At 50.6% G+C, this 17,748-nt stretch carries 5 protein-coding genes and 1 riboswitch; of the genes, 2 read left to right on the top strand and 3 right to left on the bottom strand.

The annotated features are described in order from the left end of the window. The first annotated feature begins 128 nt into the window (after positions 1-128). On the top strand, positions 129-11,471 hold the full coding sequence (locus AC3CIC_RS07405) for a S8 family serine peptidase (protein ID WP_488515782.1): 11,343 nt from the start codon (positions 129-131) through the stop codon (positions 11,469-11,471). A 558-nt stretch (positions 11,472-12,029) separates the two neighbouring features. On the opposite strand, the gene AC3CIC_RS07400 is transcribed toward AC3CIC_RS07405, so the two are convergent. Further along, positions 12,030-13,184, bottom strand: coding sequence for an amidase family protein (locus AC3CIC_RS07400; protein WP_488515781.1), 1,155 nt, complete (start codon positions 13,182-13,184; stop codon positions 12,030-12,032). Positions 13,185-13,250: 66 nt separating this feature from the next. Next, positions 13,251-14,405: a hypothetical protein gene (locus tag AC3CIC_RS07395; RefSeq protein ID WP_488515780.1), complete on the bottom strand. Its 1,155-nt coding sequence runs from the start codon at positions 14,403-14,405 to the stop codon at positions 13,251-13,253. 431 nt (positions 14,406-14,836) lie between these two features. Further along, a riboswitch (glycine riboswitch) is annotated at positions 14,837-14,963 on the top strand. Positions 14,964-15,075: 112 nt separating this feature from the next. Here AC3CIC_RS07395 and AC3CIC_RS07390 point away from each other — a divergent pair. Next, the gene (locus AC3CIC_RS07390; RefSeq protein ID WP_488515779.1) at positions 15,076-16,458 is read left to right on the top strand and encodes an alanine/glycine:cation symporter family protein; all 1,383 of its coding nucleotides are present in this window, start codon (positions 15,076-15,078) and stop codon (positions 16,456-16,458) included. 83 nt (positions 16,459-16,541) lie between these two features. Here AC3CIC_RS07390 and AC3CIC_RS07385 read toward each other — a convergent pair whose 3' ends face one another. Beyond that, on the bottom strand, positions 16,542-17,222 hold the full coding sequence (locus AC3CIC_RS07385) for an HAD family hydrolase (RefSeq protein WP_016962282.1): 681 nt from the start codon (positions 17,220-17,222) through the stop codon (positions 16,542-16,544). Positions 17,223-17,748: the final 526 nt, after the last annotated feature.

The raw sequence follows: 17,748 nt of genomic DNA, 5'->3' as shown, positions 1-17,748 counted from the left end.
GGGTTATTACTGTGGCCGCATCCCGTAGAGATTCATCAAGAGACAAACAACAAAATACCAAGCAATGTATTAACCATACAGACAAAGGGAAATCGATAAGAAAGCGATTGCTTACTCTTGGCATTTTCATGTTAACTGCTTTTTTTGTTGTGGGAGCACTTCAATCAGGCCACTCTCTATCGGCTGCCAATACGGCTAAAGGCTTATCACCGCTGATCGCAATCAACGATGACGGCGCGGTTCAATCAAGCCCAAATATATCGAGTGCACCCGCATCGACAAGCATTCCATTTGAAGAAAGCCTTGCCGGTCATGGCATTAAAAGCGATCCGAATGCCGAGCGCCCCTGGTTGAATGAGTCACTTGAAAAACGTCCTTTTAGTGATTATTGGCGCAAGCAAGTTGAGTATCACCTTGCCCAGCCTCGCACACCGGGTTGGGTAAAATTCGAAAGCTATCATTTCAACAAACGCCGAGACCCTCTCCAGCTCCCCACTTTCGCTCGTATGGTTGAATCTAAACATGTACCTGACGTACTCACAGTTCGCATTGTTGATGGCATAGATTTTAACACCGCACTTTCAGATGTCGGCTTTAATCACAAGCTATCGCTTGACCCAGCGGCTAAAAATTCACGCGTTCATGTCTATCAGATCCCTTCAGAGATGGCATTTGAGCTCGCGATCGAAACCGTCAATGCGCACCCTAACGTCGAATTTGGTGAGCCAGATTATTTGATTGAATGGGCACTTGCTCCCAATGAATCCAATGGTGGTATTAGCAATGGCACCGCTTGGTGGCTAAATCAACTGAATGCCTATGAAGCATGGGAAACCACCACCGATGCAACCGCCATTGGTCCGATTGCTGTTTATGACCAAGGTGTACTTCGCAGCCACGAAGATCTGCGGGAAAACTTTTGGGTCAACCCCGACGAAATCGCAGGAAATGGTGTCGATGACGATAACAATGGCATTATTGATGACATAAATGGTCGCACCAACACAGTATTTGGCTCCCATGGCACACCCGTGGCAGGAACCATCTGTGGAGAAGGTAATAACGGCATTGGGTATGTCGGCAGTGCATGGAAGTGTCAATTAATGGATACCGGTGGCCCACTGAGTTTTGCCGCCGCCGTATCAGATGCAATGGCATCTTTGCGTTATGCGACGTCAAAAGGTTCTCGGATTTCGAACCACAGTTGGGGTATCAGCGGTGACTACAGTCAAGCCTTCAAAGATGTGATCACGGACATTGAGAGTGATGACCACTTAATGGTGATTGCATCACACAACTTTAATTCCAATATCGACAACAGCCCCGTCTACCCTGCTTCTTACGACAACGACAACATTTTAAGTATCGCGGCATCCAATCAAAGCGAAGGCCGGATCAGCTATTCAAACTATGGCGCAGTCAGTGTTGATATTGCGGCACCAACCGAATTTATCACGGCCAATTCCTCGGGAGGATATTCAGGCTTTAGTGGCACATCACAAGCAACGCCTGTTGTGACTGGTGTGGTTGCGCTTGCTTGGGCGATGGACCCGTCCATGAATTTCAGAGAAATAAAACAATTAGTCATGGACACTGCTCGCCGTGTTCCAGCTTGGAATGGCTTGACCGTTTCTGGCGGGATTATCGACATGAAAAATCTAGTGGAATCGGTGATCGTCGATACAGATGGTGATGGCATTCTCGACGATGTCGATCCCGATGATGACAACGATGGCGTATTAGATGAAGACGATGCCTTCCCTAAAGACGCGACTGAGACAGTAGATACTGACGGCGATGGTATCGGCAATAACGCCGACAATGATGATGACGGCGATGGCGTCAACGATGAAGACGATTGGCGTCCACTTGATCCTAACGAACAATATGACACCGACGGTGATGGTGTAGGCAACAGTCAGGATGATGACGATGACAATGATGGCGTTTTAGATATTGACGACGCCTTCCCGCTAGATAATACAGAGACCACGGACACGGACGGCGATGGTGTCGGTGATAACAGCGACCAATTCGTCAATAACCCGAATGAATGGATAGACTCAGATGGCGATGGTGTCGGTGACAACGGTGATATCGACCGTGATAACGACGGCTTAAGTGACGATCTGGAATCACGCACATCTGCGCTAGTCACCAATTGGCCGACGTTAACGGGTAGTGCTGTCTTTACCGATGGCGTCTTAACGGCGAACGGCGGTAGCTGGGGACAGCAAGCCAATTCCGATAGTTTCTCTCAATATGGATTTAGCGACAACTATCGCTTGAGCTTCACCATTGACGCACTTGGCACCTACAACATGATTGGGCTAGGCAGTGTCGAAAGCTCAGCCAGCTATACCGACATTGATTACGCCTTCTACTTGACGGGCGGCTCTCTGAGCGTTTACGAAAGCGGTGCTAGCAGAGGTAGTGTGGGCAGTGTTTCCGTAGGCGACACGCTGACTATTGAAGTCAATTCAAACACCATTCGCTATCTCCGAAACAACACCGAGCTTCGCGAAGTCACCTACAGCGGCGATACCCCTGACTTCTACGTTGACTCCAGCTTCTATAGCGGGGCGATCCGCCTTAGTAACATCGAATTGACGCCGCTCTCGGGCGCAGGCTTGTCGGCCGATGCAGATAACGATGGAGTGACCAACGATGTCGATCTCGACTCGGATAACGACACCATCCCGGACGTGATTGAAGCCGGTCTGGCAGACAGCGATGGCAGCTTAACCGTCGACAGTATCGATTTACAAGCCAGCGTTGATCCCGCCCCCGATTCTGACGGTGACGGCATTCCTGATTACCTCGACTTGGAAAGCCAAAACGCAGAGAACGACGGCACGGCCTTTGACATGGCCGCCAGCGACTTTGCGGCGTTTGATTCCAATGGCGATGGCATGCTCGATGGCAATGACGAACTGGGCGGTAACGACGTCAACAACAACGGGGTCGATGATCGCGCCGAAGATGCAGACGGCGACGGCCTCTCGAACCCGAACGATGACGATGACGACAACGACGGCACGCTCGACGTGGATGATGCCTTCCCGTTCGATCCTTTGGAAGACACCGACACCGACGGTGATGGCGTCGGTGACAACGGCGATGCTTTCCCAACAGATGGCTCTGAAACAACAGATACAGACGGCGATGGCGTGGGCGATAACAGTGATGCCTTCCCTGAAGATGCGTCGGAGACCACCGACACGGACGGTGACGGCGTCGGCGATAACAGTGACGCTTTCCCTGAAGACGCCACCGAGACCACCGATTCCGACAATGACGGCGTGGGTGACAACAGCGACATTGACCGTGATAACGACGGCTTAAGTGACGATTTAGAATCACGCACAAAAGCTGACATCACAGACTGGCCGACGCTTTATGGCGCCAGCTTCACGGATGGCGTACTCAGTGCCAACGGCGGCAGCTGGACTTATCAAGCCAATTCAGCCCGCTTCTCCACCTATGGCTTTAACGACAACTACCGTTTCTCGTTCAAAGTCGATGCGCTGGGCAGTAACAACATGATGGGTCTGGGCAGCGTGGAAAGCTCCGCCAGCTATACCGACATCGACCATGCTTTCTACGTGGTTGGCACCTCGGTATATCTCTATGAGAACGGTGGCTACCCGAGCGGTTACAACGGCACATTCTCCATCGCAACCGGCGACACCTTAGCACTCGAAGTGAATGCAGGCACCGTGGTCTATCTGCATAACGGTAACGTGGTTCACACCACCACCCACAGCGGCAACACCCCAGATTTCTACGTCGACTCTAGTTTTTACAGTGGCGCGATCCGCCTGAGCGAACTGGCGGTCACTCCCCTGTCTGGCGCGGGTTTATCGGCCGATGCAGATAACGATGGCGTGACCAACGATGTCGATCTCGACTCGGATAACGACACCATCCCGGATGTGATTGAAGCAGGCTTGGCCGATAACGACGGCGATCTCAAGGTCGATAGCATTGACCTGCAAGCCAGCGTTGATCCCGCGCCGGATTCTGACGGTGACGGCATTCCTGATTACCTCGACTTGGAAAGCCAAAACGCAGAGAACGACGGCACGGCCTTTGACATGGCCGCCAGTGACTTTGCGGCGTTTGATTCCAATGGCGATGGCATGCTCGATGGCAATGACGAACTGGGCGGTAACGACGTCAACAACAACGGGGTCGATGATCGCGCCGAAGATGCAGACGGCGACGGCCTCTCGAACCCGAACGATGACGACGATGACAACGACGGCACGCTCGACGTGGATGATGCCTTCCCGTTCGATCCTTTGGAAGACACCGACACCGACAGTGACGGCGTCGGTGACAACGGCGATGCTTTCCCAACAGATGAAACGGAGACCACAGACACCGATGGCGATGGCGTGGGCGATAACAGTGATGCCTTCCCTGAAGATGCGTCGGAGACCACCGACACGGACGGTGACGGCGTCGGCGATAACAGTGACGCTTTCCCTGAAGACGCCACCGAGACCACCGATTCCGACAATGACGGCGTGGGTGACAACAGCGACATTGACCGTGATAACGACGGCTTAAGTGACGATTTAGAATCACGCACAAAAGCTGACATCACAGACTGGCCGACGCTTTACGGCGCCAGCTTCACGGATGGCGTACTCAGTGCCAACGGTGGCAGCTGGACTTATCAAGCCAATTCAGCCCGCTTCTCCACCTATGGCTTTAACGACAACTACCGTTTCTCGTTCAAAGTCGATGCGCTGGGCAGTAACAACATGATGGGTCTGGGCAGCGTGGAAAGCTCCGCCAGCTATACCGACATCGACCATGCTTTCTACGTGGTTGGCACCTCGGTATATCTCTATGAGAACGGTGGCTACCCGAGCGGTTACAACGGCACATTCTCCATCGCAACCGGCGACACCTTAGCACTCGAAGTGAATGCAGGCACCGTGGTCTATCTGCATAACGGTAACGTGGTTCACACCACCACCCGCAGCGGCAACACCCCAGATTTCTACGTCGACTCTAGTTTTTACAGTGGCGCGATCCGCCTGAGCGAACTGGCGGTCACTCCCCTGTCTGGCGCAGGCTTATCCGCCGATGCGGATAACGATGGCGTGACCAACGATGTCGATCTCGACTCGGATAACGACACCATCCCGGACGTGATTGAAGCCGGTCTGGCAGACAGCGATGGCAGCTTAACCGTCGACAGTATCGATTTACAAGCCAGCGTTGATCCCGCCCCCGATTCTGACGGTGACGGCATTCCTGATTACCTCGACTTGGAAAGCCAAAACGCAGAGAACGACGGCACGGCCTTTGACATGGCCGCCAGCGACTTTGCGGCGTTTGATTCCAATGGCGATGGCATGCTCGATGGCAATGACGAACTGGGCGGTAACGACGTCAACAACAACGGGGTCGATGATCGCGCCGAAGATGCAGACGGCGACGGCCTCTCGAACCCGAACGATGACGATGACGACAACGACGGCACGCTCGACGTGGATGATGCCTTCCCGTTCGATCCTTTGGAAGACACCGACACCGACGGTGATGGCGTCGGTGACAACGGCGATGCTTTCCCAACAGATGGCTCTGAAACAACAGATACAGACGGCGATGGCGTGGGCGATAACAGTGATGCGTTCCCAACGGATGCGTCGGAGACCACCGACACGGACGGCGATGGCGTCGGCGATAACAGCGACGCTTTCCCTGAAGACGCCTCTGAAACCACCGATTCCGACAATGACGGTGTCGGTGACAACAGCGACATTGACCGTGATAACGACGGCTTAAGTGACGATTTAGAATCACGCACAAAAGCTGACATCACAGACTGGCCGACGCTTTACGGCGCCAGCTTCACGGATGGCGTACTCAGTGCCAACGGCGGCAGCTGGACTTATCAAGCCAATTCAGCCCGCTTCTCCACCTATGGCTTTAACGACAACTACCGTTTCTCGTTCAAAGTCGATGCGCTGGGCAGTAACAACATGATGGGTCTGGGCAGCGTGGAAAGCTCCGCCAGCTATACCGACATTGATTACGCCTTCTACCTCGTGGGCTCCACACTGTACATCTATGAAAATGGGGCGTATGGCACCAACTTTGGCGTGGGCAGTGTCTCTGTGGGAGACACAATGACCATCCAAGTCAATGCGGGCACGGTCACCTACTTGCGCAACGACACGGTGCTTCGTGAAATTGCTTACTCCGGCAACACCCCAGATTTCTACGTCGATTCCAGCTTCCACAGCGGCGCGATCCGCCTGAGCGAACTGGCGGTCACTCCCCTGTCTGGCGCAGGCTTGTCGGCCGATGCGGATAACGATGGCGTGACCAACGATGTCGATTTGGACAGCGATAACGACACCATCCCGGATGTGATTGAGGCCGGCTTGGCGGACAGCGACGGCGATCTCAAGGTCGATAGCATTGACCTGCAAGCCAGCGTTGATCCCGCGCCGGATTCTGACGGTGACGGCATTCCTGATTACCTCGACTTGGAAAGCCAAAACGCAGAGAACGACGGCACGGCCTTTGACATGGCCGCCAGCGACTTTGCGGCGTTTGATTCCAATGGCGATGGCATGCTCGATGGCAATGACGAACTGGGCGGTAACGACGTCAACAACAACGGGGTCGATGATCGCGCCGAAGATGCAGACGGCGACGGCCTCTCGAACCCGAACGATGACGACGATGACAACGACGGCACGCTCGACGTGGATGATGCCTTCCCGTTCGATCCAAATGAAGACACCGACACCGACGGTGATGGCGTCGGTGACAACGGCGATGCTTTCCCAACAGATGGCTCTGAAACAACAGATACAGACGGCGATGGCGTGGGCGATAACAGTGATGCCTTCCCAACGGATGCGTCGGAGACCACCGACACGGACGGTGACGGCGTCGGCGATAACAGTGACGCTTTCCCTGAAGACGCCTCTGAAACCACCGATTCCGACAATGACGGCGTGGGTGACAACAGCGACATCGACCGTGATAACGACGGCTTAAGTGACGATTTAGAATCACGCACAAAAGCTGATGTCACAGATTGGCCGACGCTTTACGGCGCGAGCTTCACGGATGGCGTGCTCAGTGCCAACGGCGGCAGCTGGACCTATCAAGCCAATTCAGCCCGCTTCTCCACCTATGGCTTTAACGACAACTACCGTTTCTCGTTCCGAGTCGATGCGCTGGGCAGTAACAACATGATGGGTCTGGGCAGTGTCGAAAGCTCCGCCAGTTATACCGACATTGATTACGCCTTCTACCTCGTGGGCTCCACACTGTACATCTATGAAAATGGGGCGTATCGCACCAACTTTGGCGCGGGCAGTGTCTCTGTGGGAGACACAATGACCATCCAAGTCAATGCGGGCACGGTCACCTACTTGCGCAACGACACGGTGCTTCGTGAAATTGCTTACTCCGGCAACACCCCAGATTTCTACGTCGATTCCAGCTTCCACAGCGGCGCGATCCGCCTGAGCGAACTGGCGGTCACTCCCCTGTCTGGCGCGGGTTTGTCGGCCGATGCGGATAACGATGGCGTGACCAACGATGTCGATCTCGACTCGGATAACGACACCATCCCGGATGTGATTGAAGCAGGCTTGGCCGATAACGACGGCGATCTCAAGGTCGATAGCATTGACCTGCAAGCCAGCGTTGATCCCGCGCCGGATTCTGACGGTGACGGCATTCCTGATTACCTCGATTTGGAAAGCCAAAACGCAGAGAACGACGGCACGGCCTTTGACATGGCCGCCAGTGACTTTGCGGCGTTTGATTCCAATGGCGATGGCATGCTCGATGGCAATGACGAACTCGGCGGTAACGACGTCAACAACAACGGGGTCGATGATCGCGCCGAAGATGCAGACGGCGACGGCCTCTCGAACCCGAACGATGACGACGATGACAACGACGGCACGCTCGACGTGGATGATGCCTTCCCGTTCAATCCAAATGAAGACACCGACACCGACGGTGATGGCGTCGGTGACAACGGCGATGCCTTCCCAACAGATGGCTCTGAAACAACAGATACAGACGGCGATGGCGTGGGCGATAACAGTGATGCCTTCCCAACGGATGCGTCGGAGACCACCGACACGGACGGTGACGGCGTCGGCGATAACAGTGACGCTTTCCCTGAAGACGCCTCTGAAACCACCGATTCCGACAATGACGGCGTGGGTGACAACAGCGACATCGACCGTGATAACGACGGCTTAAGTGACGATTTAGAATCACGCACAAAAGCTGATGTCACAGATTGGCCGACGCTTTACGGCGCGAGCTTCACGGATGGCGTGCTCAGTGCCAACGGCGGCAGCTGGACCTATCAAGCCAATTCAGCGCGTTTCTCCACCTATGGCTTTAACGACAACTACCGTTTCTCGTTCCGAGTCGATGCGCTGGGCAGTAACAACATGATGGGTCTGGGCAGTGTCGAAAGCTCCGCCAGTTATACCGACATTGATTACGCCTTCTACCTCGTGGGCTCCACACTGTACATCTATGAAAATGGGGCGTATGGCACCAACTTTGGCGTGGGCAGTGTCTCTGTGGGAGACACAATGACCATCCAAGTCAATGCGGGCACGGTCACCTACTTGCGCAACGACACGGTGCTTCGTGAAATTGCTTACTCCGGCAACACCCCAGATTTCTACGTCGATTCCAGCTTCCACAGCGGCGCGATCCGCCTGAGCGAACTGGCGGTCACTCCCCTGTCTGGCGCAGGCTTGTCGGCCGATGCGGATAACGATGGCGTGACCAACGATGTCGATTTGGACAGCGATAACGACACCATCCCGGATGTGATTGAGGCCGGCTTGGCGGACAGCGACGGCGATCTCAAGGTCGATAGCATTGACCTGCAAGCCAGCGTTGATCCCGCGCCGGATTCTGACGGTGACGGCATTCCTGATTACCTCGACTTGGAAAGCCAAAACGCAGAGAACGACGGCACGGCCTTTGACATGGCCGCCAGCGACTTTGCGGCGTTTGATTCCAATGGCGATGGCATGCTCGATGGCAATGACGAACTGGGCGGTAACGACGTCAACAACAACGGGGTCGATGATCGCGCCGAAGATGCAGACGGCGACGGCCTCTCGAACCCGAACGATGACGACGATGACAACGACGGCACGCTCGACGTGGATGATGCCTTCCCGTTCGATCCAAATGAAGACACCGACACCGACGGTGATGGCGTCGGTGACAACGGCGATGCTTTCCCAACAGATGGCTCTGAAACAACAGATACAGACGGCGATGGCGTGGGCGATAACAGTGATGCCTTCCCAACGGATGCGTCGGAGACCACCGACACGGACGGTGACGGCGTCGGCGATAACAGTGACGCTTTCCCTGAAGACGCCTCTGAAACCACCGATTCCGACAATGACGGCGTGGGTGACAACAGCGACATCGACCGTGATAACGACGGCTTAAGTGACGATTTAGAATCACGCACAAAAGCTGATGTCACAGATTGGCCGACGCTTTACGGCGCGAGCTTCACGGATGGCGTGCTCAGTGCCAACGGCGGCAGCTGGACCTATCAAGCCAATTCAGCGCGTTTCTCCACCTATGGCTTTAACGACAACTACCGTTTCTCGTTCCGAGTCGATGCGCTGGGCAGTAACAACATGATGGGTCTGGGCAGTGTCGAAAGCTCCGCCAGTTATACCGACATTGATTACGCCTTCTACCTCGTGGGCTCCACACTGTACATCTATGAAAATGGGGCGTATCGCACCAACTTTGGCGCGGGCAGTGTCTCTGTGGGAGACACAATGACCATCCAAGTCAATGCGGGCACGGTCACCTACTTGCGCAACGACACGGTGCTTCGTGAAATTGCTTACTCCGGCAACACCCCAGATTTCTACGTCGATTCCAGCTTCCACAGCGGCGCGATCCGCCTGAGCGAACTGGCGGTCACTCCCCTGTCTGGCGCGGGTTTATCGGCCGATGCAGATAACGATGGCGTGACCAACGATGTCGATCTCGACTCGGATAACGACACCATCCCGGATGTGATTGAAGCAGGCTTGGCCGATAACGACGGCGATCTCAAGGTCGATAGCATTGACCTGCAAGCCAGCGTTGATCCCGCGCCGGATTCTGACGGTGACGGCATTCCTGATTACCTCGATTTGGAAAGCCAAAACGCAGAGAACGACGGCACGGCCTTTGACATGGCCGCCAGTGACTTTGCGGCGTTTGATTCCAATGGCGATGGCATGCTCGATGGCAATGACGAACTCGGCGGTAACGACGTCAACAACAACGGGGTCGATGATCGCGCCGAAGATGCAGACGGCGACGGCCTCTCGAACCCGAACGATGACGACGATGACAACGACGGCACGCTCGACGTGGATGATGCCTTCCCGTTCAATCCAAATGAAGACACCGACACCGACGGTGATGGCGTCGGTGACAACGGCGATGCTTTCCCAACAGATGGCTCTGAAACAACAGATACAGACGGCGATGGCGTGGGCGATAACCAAGATATTGACCGTGATAACGATGGCCTAACCAACGACGGTGAGTTGAGAGTGCCTGAGGCTGTATTAGATTGGCCTTTACTCACTGGGAACAGTAACGTCTCCAATGGTCTACTCAATGCCAATGGCGGCTCGTGGACTTGGCAGGCTAATTCCTCACGTTTTTCTACCTACGGTTTTGAAGACAATTACCGCCTGAGCTTCAACGTTAAATCGTTGGGGACTTACAACATGATTGGTCTTGGAAACGTTGAGTCTTCTGCCAGCTACACTGATATTGACTATGCCTTCTATATCGTGGGGTCATCGTTAAGCATCTATGAGAATGGGTCGAGTCAGGGAACCTTTGGCACGGTTTCCATTGGAGACACATTGACGGTTGATGTTCTGCAAGGGGTCATTGTTTATCGTAACAACGGCAACATACTCAGAACAACCACCTACAACGGAGGAACGCCAGACTTCTACATTGATACCAGCTTTTACAGTGGTGCATTGAGTTTGGGAGACTTCCAGCTGATCCCGTTGTCACCCATGGCCAGTGTTGCTTTCACCATTGACACCGATGGCGATGGCTACTCAAATGACGTAGATTTGGATAGTGACAATGACACCATTCCAGATGTCATTGAGATTGGCCTGACAGATAACGATGGTAACTTACTGGTGGATAACCCTGGCTTCCAAGGACTCATCGCGTTCGCCCTCGACTCAGACAATGACGGCCTCCCTAACTATCTAGATTTAGAAAGCCAAAATGCCGCTAATGACGGAACAGCTTTTGACATGAGTGCTAGCAATTTTGCTTCTTTCGATACAAATGGAGATGGCCAATTAAACGGAGAGGATGAGTTTGGCGGAAATGACGCAAACGGAAATGGTGCGGACGATCTGATCGAACCCTCAGGAGCGTCCTTATAGCAAATAGAGAGTTTGCAGATGGCCACGATTCTGTGAATTAAGCAAAGAGGTAAGTCAAATGACTTGCCTCTTTTTCCTTTGACAAATTCAATCAAAAACACCCCTATAAAGTGGCGAATTTTGAAACAATTGCTGATCACTATGTGCGCCAATATTTAACAGATCGCATTCACAACGACACCCTTCGAAATAGAATCGTCAAATTCGAAAATTAGACCTTTAATATCATGATGTTACAAATCAACCCCCCAAATAGTTCACGTGGTTATCCACAGATTCTGTTGATAGGTTTACGACAGGCCAAATGTAATTTTTATCATTTAAAACATAATGTTAAGACAGTAAAATCAAAATAATAAATTTTTCTTGACCTGTTAGTAAATTACGATGTCATTACCCCATGAAATAATATGAAAATTATTGGTGCATTAAGAGTGAATAAACAGTAAGCACATCACTACGTTACACAAGAGTGTCTGCTTGATAAGCAACTGTGATTTGAGGACTCAAACGGATGGAAAAAGGTAGGAAAGGACGATTCGTTGCATAACGTTAAGATCAGATAAACCAGCGGCCCGCCGCTTCAAAAAGCAAACGATCTTCACCAGGATGAGCAAGCAGAGAAACTCCCATGGGCGTGCCATTGACGTTCAAAAAAGGTAGCGTGAGTTGTGCTAGGCCTGCCACTTCAGCAATGGCATATAAACGACGTTGATTTAAAAGAAACGTGTCATCAAGAAACATATCGTCAGGCGGTTGCCCAGGTGAAGTTGGAATCATTAACAGCTCACCGCTAGAAAAAAAGCCTTGGATGCTGTCACTAAATAGTTCTCTTTTTTTCTTCGTTTCAACAAATTCTTTAAAGCTATTCCCTCGAATACGGCTCAAAAACTCTGCGGTTTCATCTGAAAATTTAGGCTTGTGAACATCAAACCATTGACCATACTGCAGATCAATTTCTCGTCCCAATATCACGGTGTGTATATTATGGGCTTGAGTTAGTGCAAGCCTGCCAAAATTTGGCACATCTTGGCTACGAATTTTCGAATCATTCATCGCCACCTCCCATTCCAGCATCGCTTCAATGGGTAACAATTCTTGAAACAAGGTCGATGCATATTTTAAAGCTTTGAAACGGACAGCTTTAGGCGGTTTCGTCCAACATTTCTCTGCTATTTGCTGCAGTATAGGGAGCTTTTTGGACATAAAACCAACGGCATCAAATGATGGTGATAGTGCCGAAATGCCTCTCAAATCGACCATACCCTGTGAAGGTCGATAACCATAGAGATGACTGTAAGACGCGGGAATGAGTACGCCACCACAACAATCGTTTCCAATCGCAATGGTTGCTGCACCTTTAGCTACCGCTACCGCCGCTCCGGATGATGAACCACCAAGACGAGCGTCCGGTGCAATGGGGTTTTTCAATGTCGCAAGGAAAGGATTCTGCCCACTGATACTGGTACCAAAATCATCCATTTGCGCTTTGCCGATAAGACGACAACCTGAATGCATCAAAGCAGAAACCACGCTTGCATCATTCTTAGCGGGTTCATTGCCATCAGACCAATCTGGGACACCTATTCCCGTGACCAGCCCTTTTATGCTAACAGAATCGCTCACGACGAGACGCTGTCGCGTCAATACACCAGCCGGAATATCCTGCCGTTCAGGCTTTATCGCTGTGAGAAGGTAATTTTCCTCTATCATCGATACTATTGACCTTTTTTCCGTCCAATATTCATAAGGTTATATCTAAACTAAAGATCCTGCGTATTACAGCATCATTTTTTGACATTGATTGACTAATGCAACACGACTCGTTCTGAAAGATTTACTCGTAAACAGCTCTTCATTGATTTCGAGTTTTCGGCTTTGCAACCAGCTCTCAGGTGACGAGCCTTGACCATAAGGAATTTTATAAACATGAAAATGCTGATTCTGATGCTGATAAATTAAGTTTGCAGCAACACGAAGTGGCTTTAATGGCTCGTTGAGATATAAGCGAAAATCGCCAGTACAATCATTGACGATGTATGACCCATTGTCGCTGCGAATAGCGATATAGGGTTTATCAGATTCAGTATAGGATGCTAGCGCCCATACACCTGTTTTCTGAGTCAGCTTAAGGAACGGTAAGCTGCTAGTACTGGTGTTATCGTCTTGGGCTTCCTGTGCATCACGTTCTATTTTCTGTACCTCTTTTTCGCTGGGTTTAGCATGAACGACGCGTACTCTAGGTGGTGCAACTTCTGGTGACGTATCATCAAGCCAGCCAGTAACGAATGACCAATCCAACATTTTCATACCCAAAGCAACGACAACAACAAGCGACGACATCGCCATTGCAGGCAGCCAAAACTTCTGTGCCCAAAGAAGTAATCCCGGTGTCTTCACACCGGATTTTCTATCGAGCTCTGTTTCCATCACCTCGTTATCGGAGAGCGCGCGTCGTAATTCTCCCGCCAATTTATGCTGTTCGGCAATGGCGCTGTCTTTTTGGTTGGAGAGTCTGTTACGTTCTTCTTTAAGTAACACCAACTCCCCCTCCAACTGCGCAATTTTTCTCGAAAAGTCTGCGCCAGATGCGCTACTTGTGTTCGCACCTACGCTTTTGCCTTTTTGTGCCTGACTGAGTTGGACTTTAAGTAACTGATTTAATGCGGTGAGCTCATCTCGCTCTTTCTTTGTCTTGAGCAGTTCTCGCTCTAACGCGCCACCGTCACTGAAACTCGCAGACGCCGGTATAGACAACGCGTTTTCACCGCGTCCTTTAATGGTGTTGTCATAAGCGTGACGCACAAGTTGCATCAGGGCTTTAGACCCACCTTTGTCTGGGTGTACGCGCGTAGAGAGCAGTTTATATCTCTGCTTTACGGTCGATTCAGCGTCACCTGGCTTTGTGCCTAAGAGTTCATTAAACGTCGTCATTTCTTATAGGTTATTTACTAATTGGTTAATTTATAAGATGAAGATTTATCGGCGGAAATAGGGAAAACTTGAATGCAGATGACTCACTAGTTCTCTGCATCTATCACGAGCTCATGTGTATCATAAATAAGATAGTAACCTGTGGTACTTTCTGCCTCACGAATTGTTGACGTTTTGTACTGCATCTCCTTTTAATGTATCAATGTAACCACATCCAGTTAACACACCCTGCCAATTTCACCTTGTTTAAGTTCAAATTCGCCTAAGAGCCTTATTTATCATTGCATTCGTATTTCTGTGATCTATGATGCTTTCGACAATTTGACGTTCCGTTGAAGACAGCAGGAGAGAGATGGCATTGCCATCCGCCGAAGAAGTAAATCTTTCAGGCACCCAATATGTGCATTTGCACGTGGGTATGGACTGTTGTTGGAGGAGCCTCTGGAGAGATCCGTTAAATCGGGCGCCGAAGGAGCAAGCTTGCGTATTCGAGTACATCCACTGTGATATCGAATAACTTCAAGTGAAACTCTCAGGCAAAAGGACAGAGGAGATAACCGCAATAAAGTACCCACTTTACTGCTGCTTTTTGCGGCTATTCTCCTCCTTTTAATCAAAGTCTGCTTTTTCTTACGTTTACTCAAGAAAAGTGGATATTAAAGGGGGATAAATGAACTATTCACTACACAACCTACTTGAGATCATCGATAACCTCGTTTGGGGTCCACCACTTTTATTACTGCTAGTTGGCACGGGTGTATATTTCACATTTCGCCTCGGTGCAATCCAGTTTCTTAAACTCCCTTTAGCACTGACGTATCTTTTCACCAAAGAGAAAAACGTAAAAGACAAAGGCGATGTATCCAGTTTTGCCGCATTGTGCACTGCCCTCTCCGCCACCATTGGTACAGGCAACATCGTCGGTGTAGCCACTGCCATCAAACTTGGCGGCCCCGGTGCGCTTTTTTGGATGTGGATGGCAGCCTTATTTGGTATGGCGACGAAATATGCCGAATGTCTACTCGCGGTGAAATACCGTGAACAGGATGCCAACGGTAATATGCTGGGCGGTCCAATGCTTTACCTTGAAAAAGGTGCGGGGCAAAAATGGCTCGCTCGCCTATTTGCATTCTTCACTATCGGTGTGGCGTGTTTCGGTATTGGTACCTTTCCACAAGTGAATGCCATTGTGGACGCGGGACATATCGCATTTAACATTCCCCATGAAGTCACTGCCATTGTGCTGACCTTGTTAGTCGCAGCAGTCACTATCGGTGGCATCAAATCAATTGCCGGCATGGCGAGTAAGATCATCCCAACCATGACGGTCATTTACGTCACGGCGTGTGTGGTGATTTTATTCAATAATGCCAGCGCGATTCCTTCGGCAATGAGTTTGATTGTTAACTCAGCATTTACTGGCGCAGCGGCAACAGGCGGTTTTGTTGGTGCGACCATCATGCTCGCAATTCAGTCGGGTGTGGCGCGAGGGGTATTTTCAAATGAATCAGGCCTTGGCAGTGCGCCTATGGCAGCAGCTTCTGCCCAAACGAACTCCTGTGTTCGTCAAGGTTTGATCTCTATGGTCGGTACTTTCCTTGATACTATTGTGATCTGCTCTATGACGGGTCTTGCTCTGGTTCTAACCGGCGTATGGTCAATGGACATAGAAGGCGCGAGAATGACCACCGAAGCCTTCTCTTTGGGACTTAACCAAAGCTATGGCCCGATGGTAGTCGCCATAGGACTCATGTTCTTTGCCTTTACGACTATTCTGGGCTGGAACTACTACGGCGAGCGCTGCGTGGTGTATTTGTTTGGACAACGCGCAGTGCTGGCTTACAAAATTGTGTTCTTAGCGCTTGTGCTGTCGGGGGCTTTTATTAAGCTGGACATGATTTGGTTAATTGCAGACATTGTTAACGGATTAATGGCAGTGCCTAACTTGATCGGCCTGATCTTACTGCGCCATGTCGTTGCTGATGAAACGAAAGCTTATTTTGATTCCCTGAAGCAAAAGCTGAGCGAAGAATCTACACATGTGAACGCATAATTCCGCCCACCAACTCATGATAACTACACAAGTAAAAACAGCGCCAGATGGCGCTGTTTTTACTTTAAATCATGATGGAAAAATCAGGCTGATTTAGCATTTAACATGTTAATTAGCCCAAGTTTTCCGAAAATAGCATCATAATGAACGAAGTTAGGAATCCGCGTGTGGTGCTGTACTTTTGTTCCCACCGCAACAAATTCATACCCTAACGTATTCGTCGCCATCTTGTCCCACTCACCATCACCAAAATACACGCGACGGCTAAACACGGCGCCAGTATCTTGCTTGGCGCGAAACGCGGCCAGTGCCATTATCTCACTGCGCGTCATCGCATCCGAGCACGAAGCAAAGCTAACACCACTCACGTCAAAACCTGCGGCTTTGAGCTTCATTCGTGCAGACTCTTCCCAGCCGCCCGTCGCAATAGCGAGCACGACATTTGGATGAGACTTCATATCGTTCACAAATTTAATGGCACCAGGCGTTGCTACCAGTTCATTCGCATTTGACGTGATGTAAGCACGCAGTTTATTCAGAAATAAGCTTTTTACCTCACGAAGAATTCGCATTCTTTCGTGACGCATACCTTGCTGTTCAATCAGTTCTTCTAAAATGCCTACGTCAGTCACATTGGTGAACGCGCCCCAGTCTTCTGTTAACTGCAGACCTAGCACTTCTTCGACGGCTGATCGAAAGCAGTCGGAGTCGAAATCATAACTATCGATGAGCGTACCATCGACATCTAGCATAAACAGGTTCATTCGCGCCTTTCCTCAAATCTTATCATTACTCTGTACTCAAGGCTGATTTGATATCGCGCTTGGCTTTTTCCATACAGCAAACGAAACATTGTATTTACATTCGCAATCTATTAGCAACATTATTTGTTGGCTTCTAGAGATAGTAGACCTTCATCAAACACGATGCACCGTGTATTAGAAACTTGTGAATAGACAGAAGGTTGCGTTTTAATAAGGCAAAATTAACCAAAAACCAAATGTTTTGAGCTTTGCCCTGTCATCACGTGGAAAACACTCTACTTTTTGTGATTTTGACGGAAGAGTCGCAAGAGAATTACCACAAAATTCGTCGCGTTAACCAAAAAGCTCTCCTCTTTCGGCCTTTCACCTTGGTGCTTCTGACCTGACGAATATGGCTAATTTCCGGACATTGTCTCTCTAATTGGTTTCATGATCAGAACAGTTTGAACACACAACATACTATACCGTAAAGAGAAGTAAAATTTGTTCCATAAACTCTGCTTGTCAAGACTTGAAGATCACACGA

It is taken from the genome of Enterovibrio sp. QJM3NY_24 (assembly GCF_057786035.1).
This window is presented reverse-complemented; position numbering and strand designations above follow the sequence as displayed.

Coding starts and splice junctions, on each gene's coding strand:
- AC3CIC_RS07385 (WP_016962282.1), bottom strand. CDS start 17,222: ATGAACCTGTTTATGCTAGATGTCGATGGTACGCTCATCGATAGTTAT.
- AC3CIC_RS07400 (WP_488515781.1), bottom strand. CDS start 13,184: ATGATAGAGGAAAATTACCTTCTCACAGCGATAAAGCCTGAACGGCAG.
- AC3CIC_RS07390 (WP_488515779.1), top strand. CDS start 15,076: ATGAACTATTCACTACACAACCTACTTGAGATCATCGATAACCTCGTT.
- AC3CIC_RS07395 (WP_488515780.1), bottom strand. CDS start 14,405: ATGACGACGTTTAATGAACTCTTAGGCACAAAGCCAGGTGACGCTGAA.
- AC3CIC_RS07405 (WP_488515782.1), top strand. CDS start 129: ATGTTAACTGCTTTTTTTGTTGTGGGAGCACTTCAATCAGGCCACTCT.